This is a genomic window from Vibrio sp. B181a (assembly GCF_030248375.1).
GTDB lineage: Bacteria > Pseudomonadota > Gammaproteobacteria > Enterobacterales > Vibrionaceae > Vibrio > Vibrio campbellii.
Genome location: NZ_JAHGAD010000081.1, coordinates 65,754 through 83,517, shown reverse-complemented (window position 1 = coordinate 83,517; position 17,764 = coordinate 65,754). Strand labels below are relative to the sequence as shown.

15 protein-coding genes are annotated in these 17,764 nt (G+C 46.1%); 4 read left to right on the top strand and 11 right to left on the bottom strand.

Translation table 11 applies throughout. The features are described from left to right. Positions 1–21: 21 nt before the first annotated feature. Positions 22–1,059, top strand: a complete 1,038-nt coding sequence (locus tag KIO97_RS24125) for an extracellular solute-binding protein (RefSeq protein ID WP_045380477.1) — start codon at positions 22–24, stop codon at positions 1,057–1,059. 196 nt (positions 1,060–1,255) lie between these two features. Here the strand turns inward: KIO97_RS24125 and cobB are convergent, their stop codons facing one another. The 10 genes from cobB to KIO97_RS24075 form a co-directional block, all read right to left on the bottom strand. Then, entirely contained in the window at positions 1,256–1,987 is a 732-nt protein-coding gene (cobB, locus tag KIO97_RS24120) for a Sir2 family NAD+-dependent deacetylase (protein WP_045380475.1), read from the bottom strand. A gap of 191 nt (positions 1,988–2,178) precedes the next feature. Beyond that, positions 2,179–2,595 (bottom strand): hypothetical protein, encoded by a 417-nt coding sequence (locus tag KIO97_RS24115; RefSeq protein WP_285384165.1) that lies wholly within the window; start codon positions 2,593–2,595, stop codon positions 2,179–2,181. Next, the gene (locus KIO97_RS24110; RefSeq protein WP_009706095.1) at positions 2,579–3,631 is read right to left on the bottom strand and encodes a formate dehydrogenase subunit gamma; all 1,053 of its coding nucleotides are present in this window, start codon (positions 3,629–3,631) and stop codon (positions 2,579–2,581) included. Before KIO97_RS24110 ends, KIO97_RS24115 begins: the two co-directional genes overlap by 17 nt. 13 nt (positions 3,632–3,644) lie before the next feature. After that, positions 3,645–4,253 (bottom strand): formate dehydrogenase FDH3 subunit beta, encoded by a 609-nt coding sequence (gene fdh3B, locus KIO97_RS24105; protein WP_005427693.1) that lies wholly within the window; start codon positions 4,251–4,253, stop codon positions 3,645–3,647. Between the two features lie 11 nt (positions 4,254–4,264). After that, the gene (locus KIO97_RS24100) at positions 4,265–7,120 is read right to left on the bottom strand and encodes a formate dehydrogenase subunit alpha (protein WP_285384164.1); all 2,856 of its coding nucleotides are present in this window, start codon (positions 7,118–7,120) and stop codon (positions 4,265–4,267) included. Positions 7,121–7,130: 10 nt separating this feature from the next. Then, entirely contained in the window at positions 7,131–7,331 is a 201-nt protein-coding gene (locus KIO97_RS24095) for a twin-arginine translocation signal domain-containing protein (RefSeq protein WP_005427585.1), read from the bottom strand. A 73-nt stretch (positions 7,332–7,404) separates the two neighbouring features. Continuing rightward, on the bottom strand, positions 7,405–8,037 hold the full coding sequence (locus KIO97_RS24090; protein ID WP_285384163.1) for a molecular chaperone: 633 nt from the start codon (positions 8,035–8,037) through the stop codon (positions 7,405–7,407). A 9-nt stretch (positions 8,038–8,046) separates the two neighbouring features. Next, on the bottom strand, positions 8,047–9,708 hold the full coding sequence (locus KIO97_RS24085; protein WP_285384162.1) for a 4Fe-4S dicluster domain-containing protein: 1,662 nt from the start codon (positions 9,706–9,708) through the stop codon (positions 8,047–8,049). Positions 9,709–10,018: 310 nt separating this feature from the next. Further along, positions 10,019–10,657, bottom strand: a complete 639-nt coding sequence (locus KIO97_RS24080) for a DUF3306 domain-containing protein (RefSeq protein WP_285384161.1) — start codon at positions 10,655–10,657, stop codon at positions 10,019–10,021. Next, positions 10,647–11,099, bottom strand: a complete 453-nt coding sequence (locus tag KIO97_RS24075) for a DUF3305 domain-containing protein (RefSeq protein ID WP_081233517.1) — start codon at positions 11,097–11,099, stop codon at positions 10,647–10,649. Before KIO97_RS24075 ends, KIO97_RS24080 begins: the two co-directional genes overlap by 11 nt. 328 nt (positions 11,100–11,427) lie before the next feature. Between KIO97_RS24075 and KIO97_RS24070 the strand changes: the two genes are divergently transcribed. Further along, positions 11,428–12,252: a formate dehydrogenase accessory sulfurtransferase FdhD gene (locus KIO97_RS24070; protein WP_285384159.1), complete on the top strand. Its 825-nt coding sequence runs from the start codon at positions 11,428–11,430 to the stop codon at positions 12,250–12,252. Between the two features lie 285 nt (positions 12,253–12,537). Here the strand turns inward: KIO97_RS24070 and KIO97_RS24065 are convergent, their stop codons facing one another. Continuing rightward, positions 12,538–14,130: an ABC-F family ATPase gene (locus KIO97_RS24065; protein WP_005427581.1), complete on the bottom strand. Its 1,593-nt coding sequence runs from the start codon at positions 14,128–14,130 to the stop codon at positions 12,538–12,540. Positions 14,131–14,529: 399 nt separating this feature from the next. On the opposite strand from KIO97_RS24065, the gene KIO97_RS24060 reads away from it, so the two are divergent. Further along, a complete protein-coding gene (locus KIO97_RS24060; protein ID WP_285384158.1) occupies positions 14,530–16,875 on the top strand; it encodes an AAA family ATPase in 2,346 nt (781 codons plus the stop codon). Positions 16,876–16,877: 2 nt separating this feature from the next. Continuing rightward, positions 16,878–17,756 carry a mechanosensitive ion channel family protein gene (locus KIO97_RS24055; protein ID WP_005427576.1) on the top strand — a complete coding sequence of 293 codons (879 nt, stop codon included), beginning with the start codon at positions 16,878–16,880 and terminating at the stop codon, positions 17,754–17,756. Positions 17,757–17,764: the final 8 nt, after the last annotated feature.

Here is a 17,764-nt window from a genome sequence, read left to right as displayed (position 1 = left end):
GCTGAACAAAACGGAAATAAAATGAAAAGTAAATTCTACGCAAGCGCACTGTGTGCGGCGACGCTAATCGCTACCCCTGCAATGGCTGCTGATCAAGAACTGTATTTCTACAACTGGTCGGAATACATTCCAAACGAAGTTCTTGAAGACTTTACAAAAGAAACTGGCATCAAAGTTATCTACTCTACGTACGAGTCTAACGAAAGCATGTACGCGAAGTTGAAAACCCAAGGTTCTGGTTACGACTTGGTAGTACCGTCTACCTATTTCGTATCTAAAATGCGTAAAGAAGGCATGCTGCAAAAGATCGACAAAGAGAAACTGTCTCACTTTGCTGATCTAGACACCAACTTCCTGAACAAGCCGTTCGACCCGAACAACAACTACTCTATCCCATACATTTGGGGTGCGACCGGTATTGGTATCAATGCTGATATGCTAGATAAATCTTCTGTAACTAAATGGGATGACTTCTGGGATAGCAAATGGGAAGGTCAACTAATGCTGATGGATGATTCTCGCGAAGTATTCCACATTGCATTGACTAAGCTTGGTTACTCACCAAACACGACGAACCCAGACGAGATCAAAGCGGCTTACGAAGAACTGAAAAAGCTAATGCCAAACGTATTGGTATTCAACTCAGACTTCCCAGCGAACCCATACCTAGCAGGTGAAGTATCACTTGGTATGCTTTGGAACGGCTCAGCTTACATGGCTCGTCAAGAAGGTGCGAACATTGACATCATCTGGCCAGAAAAAGGCACTATCTTCTGGATGGACAGCCTAGCAATCCCAGCAGGCGCGAAGAACGTTGATGCAGCTCATAAGATGATCGACTTCCTACTACGTCCTGAGAACGCAGCTAAGATCGCACTAGAGATTGGTTACCCTACTCCAGTGAAAACAGCGCACGCTCTACTACCGAAAGAATTTGCTAACGATCCAAGCATCTTCCCACCACAAGAAGTGATGGACAGCGGTACATGGCAAGACGAAGTTGGTGAAGCTAGCGTGCTTTACGATGAGTACTTCCAAAAGCTAAAAGTAGACAACTAATCAGTCTGTCGAAATAGTTTAGAAAAGCGGCTTCGGTCGCTTTTCTTGTATCTGAAGGTCGCTGTTTGTATCTCAAGCTACAACGTTCAAATTACAGAGCGCCAGAATACAAAGTTTCAAAATACAAAGCACCAAAATACAAAAAAGCATCGAATCACTTCGATGCCTTTCTTATATGGATACTCTACCAACTTGTTTAAGCGCTAGCTTCGTTTTCCAGAGCAAGAATCTCATCTACCAGTTTTGGCACTTCGATGCTTGCCTTACCGTAACGCTTCTCTTCAAACTCACTCTCGACGGCACTTGGTTCTAAGTTGATCTCAATGGTATGCGCACCGTGCATCTTTGCGTCATGCACAAAGCCTGCGGCTGGATATACGACACCAGATGTACCAATAGAAATAAACAAGTCTGCTTCTTCCAATGCCGCGTAGATCTCTCCCATGCGCAGTGGCATTTCACCAAACCAAACAATATGTGGGCGCATTTGCGAAGGAATTTGGCAGCAATGGCACAACTCGCCAGTTTCAATGTCTTCTGAATGCTCGATGACTTGGTTGGATTCACTACAACGCGCTTTAAGCAATTCACCATGCATGTGAATAATATTGGCGCTGCCGCCTCTCTCGTGCAGGTTGTCGATGTTTTGAGTGATGATAGTTACTTTGCCTTCCAACTGCTCCTCTAAGCGTCCTAGCGCGATATGAGCAGCATTAGGCTTGATATCTTCGCCCTGTAGTTTTTTGCGACGTTGATTATAGAACGATTGAACAAGATCGGGATCGCGCGCAAACCCTTCTGGTGTCGCAACGTCCTCAATACGGTGATTCTCCCAAAGACCATCTTGAGCTCGAAATGTTTGAATACCAGACTCAGCCGAGATGCCTGCGCCAGTAAGTACGACAATATTTCTGTATGGGAAATTCATAACCGATCCTTGTTGCTCTTTTTTATTAAGCTTAACACCGATAGAAAAACAACAATAGCAATAAGGATTAGACCATGGTCGTAAGCCTGCTGATTTGCCTCTAATTTCTGTTTAAAAACTGATGGAGTCGTTCCGTCCTTCAGGCATAAAAAAGCCCCGCGATGGCGAGGCTTTTGAGCAAAGATTCCGTTTTACAGGTTTGGACCTGTAGACGGTCTGTGCGGCATATTGTTGCGCAGTTGGTTCATACCTTGGTACATACGTAGAAACCACACTAAAATCGCCAACACGGCGAACAGCATACCAATCCAAGGGATAAAGTACGCAACAGAGTCTAACAACGTACTGTGCATCCAATAATCACTCACACCAATTAACACACCATTTGATGTTGCTACCGTAACGATAAGTACAACAAAGAACGTTAGGTATAGGAAGAAAGTACGAATCAAGCCGTAGTAATGTGAGTTCACTACGTCGCTGTCTTCGCCTTTATCCAAACGGTACCCAGCGTAAATGATTGCGACAACGCCTGAGATCAAAAACGTAAACGGGGTCAAACAACTCAGGATGTACGCAACCCAAATCCCGTTATGAGGTTTGTTCATTCGCTTTCGCTCCTTTTGGTTCCGTGTTTGCCGTATCTGTTTCGCCCATCGCTTCTTTGGATTTCACTTCTTCATACCAAAGATCGTGGTGCTCTTTCGCCCATGTCTCATCAACTTCACCGGTAACCATACCTTCTAACGCACCTTCCATACCGAATAGACCGATATAGATGTGGAAGATGAAGCCACAGATTAGAATCAGTGCCGAAATTGCGTGAACAAGGTTAGACAATTCCATATCGCGACGAGTTTGGCCGAAAATTGGGAAATCCAGAATTAAGCCACTCACTGCAGCGATAGCACCGAAGAAGATCAACAACCAGTAGATCGCCTTTTCACCACCGTTCGAGAAACCAGCCGATGGGTGCGTACCTTTATGCTTACCAACCATGCCGCCCATTTTCATGAACCAACGGATGTCTGTCATGTTAGGGATAGATTTGCGCCACCACTTCAGTAGAACAAACATCAGCAAGATGAAGAACAGCGGACCCATGTAGTTATGGTACTGCTTCGCCAACATAACGATGAAGCCCCAGAACTCAGTGGGTACGTACGGCTTCAAGAAGTGCTTACCGTAAACCAGCATCAAACCACTGAATGCCAGCGTTAAGAAGGTAAACGCCATGCTCCAGTGTAGTGCGCGGTCTAGTCGAGACCAGCGTTTCATCTTCTTGCCAGTACGTGGCTTGCTTAGCATCAGAGGACCAACGAATACGTAAGCCATGATAACCATTGCGATACTGCCGAAAATCGCGACAGCGCCCGCAGGAGACATCCATTTCTCTTTAAGAATGTACCAAGTCTCACCCGGAGTACTGATCAGCACACCGTGTTCCGCTGATTTCGACGTGGTATAGCCTTCTTGCCCCTCTTTGACCTGACGCCAGAAGTCTGCACCTGCAAGTTGTGTCATCTCCTGTTGTACCACTGGAGATGTGTCTTCTTGCGCAGACGCTGGCATCGCAAAGGTCAGCAGTAATGCTGTCATCATCGACAGCATTACAAGAGACGCACGTTTAAGAGTATTTAACATGTGTCTCTCCTACTTAGCTTTTGGTTGCGTCGTAAGAAAGATCGTTACCGTCTGTCCAACCTGCGTTTTTCGCACCGCGCTCAACCACACGTTGACGGAAGATGTCAGATACTTTCTCTGCATCACCCGCTAGCAGTGCTTTTGTTGAACATAGTGACGCACACATAGGTAGCTTACCTTCAGCAATACGGTTCGCACCGTACTTCTCACGCTCTTCTAGAGAACCTGGTTCTGTGTTTGGACCACCTGCACAGAAAGTACATTTGTCCATTTTGCCACGCTCACCGAAAGATGCTTGTTTCGGGAACTGAGGCGCGCCGAATGGACAAGCGAACAGACAGTAACCACAACCGATACAAAGATCTTTGTTGTGAAGAACGATGCCGTCTTCTGTGTGCTCGAAACAGTCAGCTGGACAAACTGCCATACAAGGCGCGTCTGTACAGTGCATACAAGCAACAGAGATTGAGTTTTCACCTGGTTCACCGTCGTTCAGTGTTACCACGCGACGACGTTGAATACCCCACTCAAGTGCATCATCGTTTTCGTTCTTACATGCAGTAACACAGCCGTTACACTCGATACAGCGTTTGGTGTCACATAGGAATTTCATTCGTGCCATTGTCAGACTCCTTACGCTTTACGAATGTTACATAGGGTTACTTTAGTTTCCTGCATCAAAGTAACAGGGTCGTAACCGTAGGTGGTTGCCGTGTTGGCTGCTTCACCAACAACATAAGGATCCGTACCTTCAGGGTACTTAGGACGTAGGTCTTCACCTTCGAACTTACCGCCGAAGTGGAATGGAATGAACGCCAGACCCGGTTTAACACGACGAGTGACCATCGCTTTAACCTTGATGCGGCCTTTTTCTGCACCTTCAACCCAAACGTCATCGCCATCTTTGAAGCCAAGATCGTTTGCGTCTTTCGGGTTCACTTCAACGAACATTTCTTGTTGAAGTTCAGCAAGCCATGGGTTTGAACGTGTTTCTTCACCACCACCTTCGTACTCAACCAAGCGACCAGAAGTCAGGATGATTGGGTATTCGCCAGACTTGTCTTCTTTCTGGATAGACTTGTAAAGCGTTGGTACACGGAAGATTGCTTCTTTGTCGTCCCAAGTTGGGTAATCCGTTACAAGGTCACGACGAGGCGTGTATAGCGGCTCACGGTGTAGCGGTACGCGGTCTGGGAATGTCCAAACAATCGCGCGCGCTTTTGCGTTACCAAACGGGATACAACCGTGCTTGATTGCTACGCGTTGAATACCGCCAGACAGGTCAGTTTTCCAGTTTTTACCTTCCGCTGCTGCTTTTTCTTCAGCCGTTAGGTCGTCCCACCAACCAAGCTGTTTGATTAGCTTGTCAGAGAACTCTGGGTAACCGTCTTTGATTTCACAGCCTTTAGAGTAGCTGTCTTCAGCAAGTAGGCTTTGACCTTCAAACTCAACACCGAAACGCGTACGGAAGTTACCGCCACCCTCTGCAACTGTCTTTGACGTATCGTACAGAATGTGTGTACCTGGATGCTTCATCTCTGGCGTACCCCAACATGGCCAAGGTAGACCGTAAGTCTCACCATTCACAGGACCACCCTCTGCTTCCAGGGATGTCTTGTGGAATGTGTGCCAGTTTTGTTGGTGCGCTTTTAGACGCTCTGGGCTTTGACCTGTGTAACCGATGGTCCACATGCCTTTGTTGAATTCGCGAGTGATGTCTTCAATCACTGGCTGGCTGTTCTCTACGCGTATGTTTTTGAACAGCAGATCTTCATAACCTAGCTTCTTAGTTAGCAGGTACATGATTTCGTGGTCAGGTTTAGATTCGAACAATGGCTCGATAACCTGATCACGCCACTGAAGTGAGCGGTTAGATGCTGTCACACTGCCGTGCGTTTCAAACTGAGTCGTTGCAGGAAGCAGGTAAACGCCGTCAGTACGATCGTTCATTACCGCTGCGACTGTTGGGTATGGGTCAACAATAACCATCATATCCAGCTTTTGCATCGCTTTCTTCATCTCAGGACCACGAGTCTGAGAGTTTACTGCGTGACCCCAGTAGAACATTGCGCGGATGTTTTCACGTTGACGAATGTTGTCTTTGTTTTCAAGAACACCATCCACCCAACGAGATACAGGGATACCTGCACTGTTCATTGGTTTTTGACCGCCGTAAGCGTTGTCATCGAAACGACCTTTCACCCACTCGTAATCGATTTCCCACACTTTCGACCAGTGACGCCATGAACCTTCAGACAAGCCGTAGTAGCCTGGTAGCGTGTCAGATAGTACGCCAAGGTCAGTTGCGCCCTGTACGTTATCGTGGCCACGGAAGATGTTTGCACCGCCGCCCGATTTACCGATGTTACCTAGCGCAAGCTCAAGTACACAGTAAGCACGAGTGTTGTTGTTACCAGTCGTATGCTGAGTACCACCCATACACCAAACGATACAACCCGGACGGTTTTCAGAAAGCAGTTTCGCTGTTTGGTAAACTTCAGACTCAGGAACGCCAGTTACGCGCTCAACTTCTGCTGGTGTCCATTTCGCTACTTCTGCACGGATTTCATCCATACCGAATACGCGTTGACGGATGAACTCTTTATCTTCCCAGTTGTTCGCGAAGACATGCCATAGCACGCCCCAGATGAATGCAACGTCAGAACCCGGACGTAGCGATACGTAGTGATCCGATTTTGCAGCGGTACGAGTACGACGAGGATCCGCAACAACAATCTTACAGTTGTTCTTCTCTTTCGCGATAAGGATATGCTGCATCGCAACAGGGTGCGCTTCTGCAGGGTTTGAACCAATGAACAGCATCGACTTACAGTTGTGCATGTCATTGAAAGAGTTTGTCATCGCACCGTAACCCCAAGTGTTTGCTACACCTGCTACGGTTGTTGAGTGACAGATACGCGCTTGATGGTCAACGTTGTTGGTACCCCAAAGCGACGCCATCTTACGGAACATGTACGCTTGTTCGTTGTTGTGCTTTGCACTACCCAACCAGTAAACCGAATCTGGACCCGACTCTTTGCGGATATCCATCACCTTGTTACCGATTTCTTCGATCGCTTGATCCCAAGAAAGCTTCTTCCACTTACCGTTTTCAAGCTTCATTGGGTATTTCAGACGACGCTCACCGTGACCGTGTTCGCGCAGTGCTGCGCCTTTTGCACAGTGTCCACCAGCGTTGAATGGGTGGTCGAATGCAGGCTCTTGACCTGTCCATACGCCATTTTGAACTTCAGCGTAGATACCACAACCTACAGAACAGTGAGAACAGATGGTACGTTTCACTTCTGTTTTCGCTTCTGGATCCACCGATTTAGCTTGCGCTTTCTTCATCATGCCTGGTGCAAAAAGACTTGCACCTACAACCGCACCACCAGCAGCAAGCGAGGTGTTTTTCATGAATGCACGGCGAGAAACGCCAAGCTGATTGGTTTCTTTGCTCACACTGTCGGAGCGTTTGACAAGTTTCATCCGTTATCTCCTAAAGTGTGTCGTAGTAATCGCGAATGTGTTGAGTTTCACGATACCCTTTCTTCTTCACGTCTTTTTCAGAAGGCTCAACCGTTTCTGAAGCGCTTGCCACTTTTGTTGTTCCAGCGACAACCGCACCAGCTACGGCTGCAGTCGTTAAGCCTTTCAGGAGATCCCTACGGCTTGTGTTTATTTCTTTATTATCTTTCATCATTGCTTCCTTACCTTACGGTAGATCTTTGGAGGCTATTGCCCCTCTATCGATATGACCAAGTACTGCTCGATTACTCGTAATCAGTGACGTTTTTCACATCAATTTTTAATTTGTGCTTACTGCTTTTGGTGTTCACGCTAAAGCGCACTTGTTCCAGTGTTAAGAACGCCTCACACAGTTGAGCTGCTGGCTTATAAAAGCTCGCACTCTCTGCGTTTTCTAGTTGCTGAGTGAAAGAGTTAAACCAAGGTGCGATGTGTTTGTTAAACACCGCTTGTTGAAGAGCTTCTTCTTCACCCGTTAGCATCGACATCACTTCACAAAGTGCTGCGATGTGGTCTTCCGGCTCTTTCACATTTTCATCGCGCTCGAAACCAAGCAGTTCCAAATCGTGACGAATTTCAGCCAGTGGTTTTTCCATCATTGCACCCGTCATGTGCCATGAGCCAAACGGCATCACTTCACCACGACCGATACCAATGAAAAGATCTTGGTATTCATCTTCGAGCGCTTCGCGGTTGGAATCTTTCGCCGCTTGCTGAAGCGCAATCCACGCTTTTTGCATTGCGCTTTCTGATGGTTCAACTTCTAGAGAAGTTAGGAACTCGATCATCTCTTCACTTGGTGCGCTACGGAAAAGCGCAGACAAAACCAAGTAGATCTCTGTTCTCAGTGTTTGTTCTTGTTCTCGTTGTGTATCCACTGCGAGCTCCTAGTATTTCAGTTGTTTCATTGGGTCTTCTGCCATCGACTCAAACATATCGATCACACGGCAGTCTTCACACATCGCGATACGATTGATCGCCGCTTCATCAGAGAAATGAGAGTGACCGCGTAACTTGTTTTGTAGCATGTCGATCATAGACTGAGGTGCGAATGGCTTATGACAGCGAATACATTCCGCGGCTTTCTCTTCGTGAATCACAACCGCTTTTTGGCGCTCTTCTTTCACCCAGTTCATGCGTGGCGTTAGAGTCAGAACTTTCTCTGGACATGCCTTTTCACACAAACCACATTGAATACAATCTTGTTCAACGAATTTAAGTGATGGAGATTCGCCGTCGGTATGAAGTGCACGTGTTGGACAAACCGCCACACAGCTCATACACAACGTACAATCTTTGCTCTCACAAGAAACATTGCCGTAAGGCGCGTTCGCTGGCAGTTCAACAATGTTCTCAACCGGAATGCGAGAAGAAGACATTGCATCAAGCGCAGTAAACAGACGTTGACGCTTGTTACCTTGAAGGTCGCCAAGGGCAAGGTCGAATGAATCTGTACATAGTGTTGGAGGACCTTCACGAAGCGATTCCAAGTAAAGGATATCGATGGTCTCTTTTGCGATACCAAGTTGATCCAATAGCTCTTGCGCGATACCCACTTCGTTGTTCAAGATACGAATAATGGTCTGTGGCATAAAGCGAGAAGCCGCAAATAGCACTTGCGTCGCGCCATTAACTAGCGCGGCGAACCATGTATCGATACCGATAGAAGGCAGCTCTTCAACCACAATTGGAATCACGTTATCTGGTAGCGCTTTCAGTGCCATCACATTGTAAGTCTCGTGACGAGAGCTACAGATAAGAACGATAGGATCCAGACCGCCCGCTTGCTCGTAGTTCGCTAGCGTGCGTTCAATGAATTTTTGCGTATCTTCAGGATTAGGTAGCGCGTAATGAATCGCTTCTGTCGGACAAGCCGTTGCACAAGTGCCCACGCCCTGACATAGGTATGGGTTAATCTCGATGCGATGTCCGGTTTTATCGCTGCCTTCACTTGATAGTGCGCCAGCAGGACAAGCATCTACACAACGCTCACAACCTTTTACGCCACGAGAACTGTGCGCGCATAGATCAGTGTCCAGACGGAAGAACTTTGGCTTATCAAACGTCCCCATTAATGTTGGGATCTCTTCTAGCGCTTCTGCCAGTTTTGGATAACCGCGTCCTACTGGGTAGTAACCCGGAACCGGAACCTCTTCTGACATACAGCTGCTTAAACAAAGATCGAGAACAACATCGAAACAATCACTATTGATAGCGACTTTTGCTAGGTTGCTTGTTAGACCGTTATTTTCGATAAGCACTTCAAACGTACCTAGGAAACCAGAAACCTGAACTGAGTTTGCAAAGTACAGTTCTGGATTGGTACCTTTCTCTCCGTCTGTAGAAAGAAGTGTCAGGCTATTCATTTGAGATAGCTGCGCGGCTGCACTCTCAATGATGGCAGTCGGTCCAACAATCAGTGTATTACCGCCACTCTCGTAGCTCACCGTTGGTGGAATAAGATTGGTCAACTCTACGGTATTCTCAAACGCATACAGACGCGCCTTACCGTTGTTGGAAGTTGCTTGTTCTAATAGTTGTTTCAACATTGCTCAGTTCCATTTATCCGCATGGATAGTTTCTCCCATCTTTCATTGTAGTTAGCGCAGGCGATTCTGCTGATTAACTCGTCAGTAACTACCCCTTTTAGGTAGTCCAATACTTGTTATCGCTGCCTGTTAGGCAAATGATCTAACTTCAACAAGAATGGTAATGATCAACAAATAGCAAATGTCGTGCCAATTAAATATCAGCTAATTTTCAATAGGTTAGCTATTTATCTTAGAAATTGTAGGGATAAAAAAACCGACTGGGACATTTTGTCTCAGCCGGTTCATTGAGCGTTTAGTCAAAATGTACCTATTCTTTGTGTGGTATATTTTGTCCCACCTCTTCTGAGGCTAATTTTGTCTCTAGATTATCACTTTCACCAGAAACTGTATTTATATCCAGTTCCTTTTGTTCTTCGGGAATTTCGGCACCTTCAGCAAGTTCTACATCAGCCGATTCAATATCACTTTCTTCACGAGATTCAGTTGATTGTGTTGTTTCTTCTGCTGGTTCTTCTTCCGTTTTCTCTTTCACCCAATCACGAAGTGTTTCAGCCACCCCTTCAGAAAGGGACTTGAGGTTACTGTAATCATCATCGTAATCATCCAAGCCATCACGAACGTTAAACTCTTCTGATAAGAACATCTTACGCAATGCGGCTTTCTTAACGCTCTCTGATGCCTCAGACACTAATAGCTGCGCTACGGACATCTCTTCAGGATCAGTAGTTTCGCTTGATGCTTCTTGAGCCATTGCTCCTTTAGCTTCAGTCTCTGTCGCAGAAGCCTCAATAGCCAATGCTTGCGCTTCAGTGCTTAATTCTTCATGAGCTTGTGTGGTTTCTGGTTCAGTAGATTCAACAGACTCCACGACCTTAGCGTCTGTAGGCTCGGTTGTGGTTTCTTCTAATTTACGTTTCGACCAACGGCTAAAAAAACTAGTTGCCATTTGCTCTGCCCGCTCCTTTGCGTTTCTTGCGTCTTACTTCTAACAACTCACCGTGACGCCCAATAAAGGCTTCCATCCAAGCTTGAACGGCTAACGGCATATCATTTGATAATACTAGGTTATCGCCATCCATATATTGCGCAGCGACGGTTTGAGACGCCGTAAGCAATTGAATCGTCGGCGTATCACTAGAATCAAGATTGTCCATTACCAAGAAAAGCTTTGGCTGTTGCGAACTCAGGTTAAAGCGGTAATCGGTGCGCTCGTCTTTGTGCAGTTGCAACAAGCACACGTGTTGAGTGTCTTCGGTTGGGTTAATTTCAAATCCCGTCAGTTGCCATTGGGTTGTAACCCAAATACCAGTACTGATCTCATGTTGCACAAGATCCACGCCTATTGACCATGAATCTTCATTTTTCTCGAACTGTTTCTTATCCGACATAACTCACCCAATTTGTTCTATGTTGGCTTTAAGACAGAAAAGGACATTTTGTACTTTGCTTTCAACCATTTTAGCGGTACAAAGCAATAAACGCGCCAAATTGAGCCTAATCTTCACCAAGCTCTCAAGTTCAAAACTAGTAGAAATTCGAACTTGCACCTGTGTCATTGATGCGATATCGCAGAATTAACCCAGAATCGAATCAATGCCTCGCAATTTCCAACATAACAGCTATTTTGGAATGAGAATTGCTTTGTAAGCAGCGTTAAGACGAATAGACCCATTAATGAGAGCGTGCATTGGCTCTCTCATTCATTAGGACATGACTGTGGTAAAACCAAACATTATTAAAACCAGTGAAAATCCCCTACAGACCATCGAAGTAGAAGTGTTTGACGAATACGGCGAAAAGCTGACTAAGCAGATCGCCTGTGAGCGCCCTCTTACCGTGATGTTGAACTGGAAGGAAGTCGTTACGCTAATGACGCTTGGCTCTCGCCCTGAAGCACTTGTGTTGGGGTATTTGAAAAACCAGAGCTTCTTGTCTGATCCTGAAGCGATTGAATCAGTCATTATTGACTGGGAAACCCACTCAGCTGCGGTTATCACCAAAGAAAATACTGAGCACCTAGAAGGCGCGTTGAAGAAGAAGACGGTAACGTCTGGGTGTGGTCAAGGCACTATGTATGGCAACGTGATGAAGCAGCTTGAAGATTACCAAGTGCCACAAGTACCTTTGAAGCAATCTGAAATCTACGCGGCGCTTGAAGCATTGACGCATTACAACGATACCTACAAAAAAGCAGGTGCGGTGCATGGTTGTGCGGTATGTAAAGGCGATGAAGTGCTGTCTTTTGTGGAAGATGTTGGTCGTCACAACGCGGTTGATACGCTAGCGGGTGAAATGTGGCTTAACCAAGAAACCGGTGAAGATAAAATTTTCTACACAACGGGCCGCCTTACATCAGAGATGGTGATTAAAGTGGCGCAGATGGGTATCCCTGTTTTGCTTTCTCGCTCGGGCGTAACTCAAATGGGTTTGGATCTGGCGAAAAAGTTTGGCATCACCACCATCGCTCGTGCGAAAGGCTTACGCTTCGAAGTCTTTACTGGTGCAGAGAAGATTGATTTTGACGTGAAAGGGAATCAATAACCTCTCACTAAGTCATCAGATGAGGTAGATCTTAAACTATCATGTGGATTCACAAAGGATGTGAACTATGAACAACGATCAGCTGTGGAATTATCTACTCACCCCTAGCGGCATCATCGTTTCGATGATCATTACCTTCGGGCTCGTTGGGATTTATGCTTATCTAATGAGGCAATTTAAGGATTGAACGCCACAACCTAGCGCTAGCAAAGCATTAGCGCTCACAAAGAATAGACATAAAAAAAGACCTCGCGATGAGGTCTTTTTCTTTATTCGGAAGAAGGATTAACCTTCGATACCACGAGATTTTAGGAACTCAGAGTAAGTACCTTTAAAGTCTGTGATTTTACCATCGCGGATTTCGATGATACGTGTCGCTAGCGAGTCTACGAATACACGGTCGTGCGATACGAAGAACAATGTGCCTTTGTACTGCTCTAGTGCCGTGTTCAATGATTCGATCGATTCCATATCCATGTGGTTGGTTGGTTCGTCCATTAGCAGCATGTTTGGTTTGTGCATCATTAGCTTACCAAGCAGCATACGACCTTGCTCACCACCAGACAGTACTTTTACTGACTTCTTAATGTCGTCTTGGCCAAACAACATACGACCTAGGAAACTACGAACCACTTGCTCGTCATCGCCTTCTTGACGCCATTGACCCATCCAATCAGTTAGGTTTAGGTCTTCTTCGAAGTCGTGTGCGTGGTCTTGCGCGTAGTAACCGATGTTCGCGTTCTCAGACCATTTGAACTCACCAGTACGTGGTTCTAGTACACCAGCAAGTGTGTTCAGTAGAGTTGTTTTACCCACACCGTTCTCACCGATGATTGCAACACGCTCACCGACTTCAAAAATTGCATTGAAGTTAGCAAACAGGTCGTCTTCAAAACCTTGGCTTAGGTTTTCAACAATCAGAGCGTTACGGAATAGCTCTTTAGACTGTTCAAAACGGATGAATGGGTTTTGACGGCTAGACGCTTTCACTTCGTCCAGTTTGATCTTGTCGATTTGCTTCGCACGTGAAGTTGCTTGTTTTGCTTTCGATGCGTTTGCAGAGAAACGTGCAACGAACGTTTGCAGCTCAGCGATTTGTGCTTTCTTCTTCGCGTTGTCGTTTAGTAGACGTTCACGAGCTTGAGAAGCAGCAGTCATGTACTCGTCGTAGTTACCTGGGTAAACACGTAGCTCACCGTAATCCAAGTCAGCCATGTGCGTACATACTGAGTTTAGGAAGTGACGGTCGTGCGAAATGATGATCATTGTGCAGTTACGCGCGTTTAGCGTGTCTTCCAACCAACGGATAGTGTCCATATCCAAGTTGTTGGTTGGTTCGTCAAGAAGCATAACGTCTGGGTCTGCGAATAGAACCTGTGCTAGAAGCACACGAAGTTTCCAACCCGGTGCAACTTCGCTCATTAGACCGAAGTGTTGCTCCATTGGGATACCTACAGCAAGAAGAAGCTCACCCGCTTTCGCTTCTGCCATGTAACCGTCCATTTCCGCGAACTGAACTTCTAGGTCAGCCACTTTCATGCCGTCTTCTTCGCTCATTTCAGCAAGTGAGTAGATGCGGTCACGCTCTTGCTTCACTTCCCATAGCTCTTTATGACCCATGATTACTGTATCGATTACAGTGAATTCTTCGTACGCGAACTGGTCCTGGTTCAGCTTTGCAACGCGCTCGTTTGGATCGTAACTTACGTTACCGCTTGTTTGCTCAAGCTCACCACTCAGGATTTTCATAAAGGTTGATTTACCACAACCGTTAGCCCCGATTAAGCCGTAGCGGTTACCTTCGCCGAACTTAACTGAGATGTTTTCAAATAGCGGCTTAGCGCCAAATTGTTGAGTAATATTCGCTGTGGAAATCAAAACCTTTACCTTAGCAATTCAAGTTTATTAGGAAAAACCGCGCAACGTTACTGCTTAAGGCTACACACTTCAAGTTTTGTTTTTATTAATTAATGAGAAAAAGCACTCTTTCGCGGACGGATTTTTGAGATTTAGCCAACATAAACCTTGCTAAAAATAAGGTCACTTGCCCTAACTGACTCAAATTTGAGACAAAAATTCGTCATGACTAAGCATTGACATACCCCATGAAATTGGGTTTATAGTGCGCCCCCTTTTATTAGTTCCGTACGCTATGCTTTTATTAAACGTCAGTTTTCAAAACAAATCGCAACATTGCACACGGTTAATTGGTAAAACTCGCATATCGCGATAAAGCAACTACACTAACTCTAACCTTCTAAGTTTTAAGAGAATTTTATGCATTTCATGGCGCGCATTTTAATGCTAGTCGGTCTCGTGCTTTCTTTACCTGCTCACGCTGAGTGGGAGTACGAATTCCAACCTGAGCCTCAAATACTGCCAGTGGCAAAAGAGATCACTCAGGAGATCAATAAGCTGCCAGAGCCTTTGTTTATGTCTGACCAAGACAAACGTAAGGTCAACCAACTGCTCAATGCAGTAATGAATGAGCAGCGCAAACAGACCCTTATCTTTGATAAGCACTTACAGACTTATCGTGAGTCCGGTGAAGACAGCGAATGGTTTGAGACGCAATCCGGCTACCTGACACTGAACAGCCTTGGACAAAGTAAAGAGCGTTTGCTGGAACTTACTGATCCCATCACGCATGACAAACTGACCGGTTTTGGTCCGTACGGTGTGACTCAGTTTAAGCAAGAGTGGCGTCAAACACAGCTTAATGTTGAATACTTAGTGTTCTTCCAGATTCGTGCTTTCAAATCTCTGATCAAGGAGATTCTAATTTCGCCAATCCCGGTCGTTTGGGCTGGCGTCAAAGTGTTGTTCATCTACTTCGGTTTGGTGTGGTGGCTAACCAATAGTAAGCGCATCATCAATCTATTCCGCGAGACTCAACTGGATAACGTCGCTAAGCCGCCGATTTGGGTGCGTTTGATTTGGTATTTCAGCCGTGCGCATAGAGCCATTGCTTGGTTGATTGCCATTACGCTCTCTCTGCGCGTGCTATCAGAAATCCCAAGCTTGCAGCATTTAATCATTCTAGAAATCTTCACTTGGTGGGTTCTGGGTGGTTCAATCGCAATTAGCTTCATCCTCGAATTTGCTTACCGCAACAGTCGCAGTACCAGTAAGGAAGTCATTGCCCTACGCCTTTCGACCATTCGTCGTTACGTATGGAGCGCCATTGTTGCGGGTGTGATTCTGCAAATCTCCATTCGTACCTTGGGTAAAGGCACCATCTACTCTTGGATCTACAGTGCGCTTTTCTTCTGGTTTGTCTTGGTGACATTGTCTGTGTTGCGCCTATGGCGTAAAAAGGTGTTCGAAGTCACAGAGAAGCTTTCTGACCGTCCGGTTTGGGTAAACTGGTCTCTGCGCCGCAAAGACACTTTGTTCCTGAGTATCATTGGCACTGCGATTTGTGCAGTGTGGATCATGCTACACAGCTCCAAGCATCGTATCGTTGCAATGCTGTCTAATTACACCATGTTTAGCCAAGCGCTGGCGTACTTGTTCCGCATCGAAGTTGCCAAGCAAACGGGCAATAAAGGTGGCGACACCAATCTGGTGAGAATCAAAGGCGAACAAACGTTCGAGTATATCCTCCCTGGTAGCGAAGACAGTGAGTTGGTGGAATACGCTTCTGATGAAATCAAACTGCTGTCCAAATACCTTCTCACAGACAGCCCTGCGGTTTGCGTAGTTTCCGGTGAGCGAGGCGTTGGTACAACAACCTTCTTGCGCACTATGCTGAGCAAAGTAAAAAATGCTGAACCAATTTACTTGAACTGCCCTTACGCAGGCTACAGTGAACTACTGTCAGAGCTCGCTCTGCAATTAGGATTAGAAGAAGACGCATCTGAGATTCAAGTGCTTTCTGTCCTACGTAAAAGCGACACTTCTTACCTCATTGCAGTCGATAACGCTCAACGATTAGTTAAGCCAATGGTTGGCGGTTTGGGCGACTTGATTAAGTTGACGAACCTACTGCGTCGCTCTAAGAAGAACCATCGTGTTGTCATGGCGATTGAGAAAGCGAGCTGGCGTTTCGTCGACCGTGCTCGTGGCGAACGTTTGTTGTTTGACTGGGTGGCGTTTATGCCGCGCTGGAGCGAGAAACAACTCTCAGCTCTGTTTGATACACGTATTAACCAAGAGATTGAGAACCCAGTGACATTTGATGGCCTTGTTGTACCCAAACAATGGGATCAAGAAGACATCACCGAGGAAGAACGTGCGAAGCAAGGTTTCTACCGTATTCTGTGGCATTACTCAGATGGTAACCCAACGGTTGCGCTACGCTTCTTCCGCCTCTCTCTTCGTCAGAACAAAGAGACGCAACAAGTAGTGGTTCGATTGTTCCACGCACCAGAGTCTCAAGAGCTAGAGAAAATGCCGAAGCCAATGCTAGCCGTGCTGCGTTCAATTGTTCAGCTTGAGGTGGCATCGCCAGAAGAACTATCTGAATGTACGCAACTGAGTATTGCCGAAGTTATCGGTACGCTGCGCTACTTCCAAAGCCGCGGCTTTATTGAGTGGAGTGAAGACAAAGCTCGCGTGTCGGATCACTGGTTCCGTCACATTACCAACGTTCTCGACCGTCAACATTTATTGGTGAAATAACGATGAAGAAACTACTCACCGTATTAGCGTTATCGCTATTAAGCACCTCTGCATTGGCGACTGAAGAAATCGCGAGTGTGGATAATATCTCACAAATTGCCAGCCTAATTCGTTGGAGCGGCGTGTTCTTCTCCATTATTGTGATTGCCTCAACGTGGCTATTGCTTAAGTTCATGAACTCGATGGTAGAAAGTATTGGTAGCCAGTTCGTGCAATACCGAATGGTACTACAGAAGCTTCAATCTTTCTTGCAGTTCTTTATCTACTTAACCGCTGGCTCTGTCGTGTTTATGATGAGCTTCCGTATTAACGATCAAATCCTTGCTTTGATTGGTGGTACGTTAGCGGTTTCGGTTGGTTTCGCATTGAAAGACCTAGCCGCTTCCTTTATCGCGGGTATGACGGTTATGGTTGACCGTCCATTCCAAGTGGGTGACCGCGTCACGTTCGAAGGCAACTACGGCGATATTATTGCGATTGGTTTGCGCTCAGTGCGTATGCGTACCCTAACCGATGACATCATTACGATTCCAAACAACAAGTTCTTGAGTGAAGTTGTGGTCAGCGGTAACTACGGTGCGCTGGATATGCAGGTGGTGATTCCGTTCTATGTGGGCATGAATGAAGACATTACGTTAGCGCGTGACTTGATTCAGGAAGCGGCGTCTTCAAGTCGTTATATTCACCTACCTAAGCCGGTAACGGTTCTTGTCAAGCAGACCATTACGGATAACTACTTAGCAATTCAGTTAACATGTAAAGCTTATGTGGTAGATACTGCCTACGAGAAGCTGTTTGAAACCGACATTACTCTACGCGTAATGAAAGAGTTCAAAAAGCACGGTATCAATCCTCCGAAGATTGCAGTGCATACGGGTTAATTAGATGT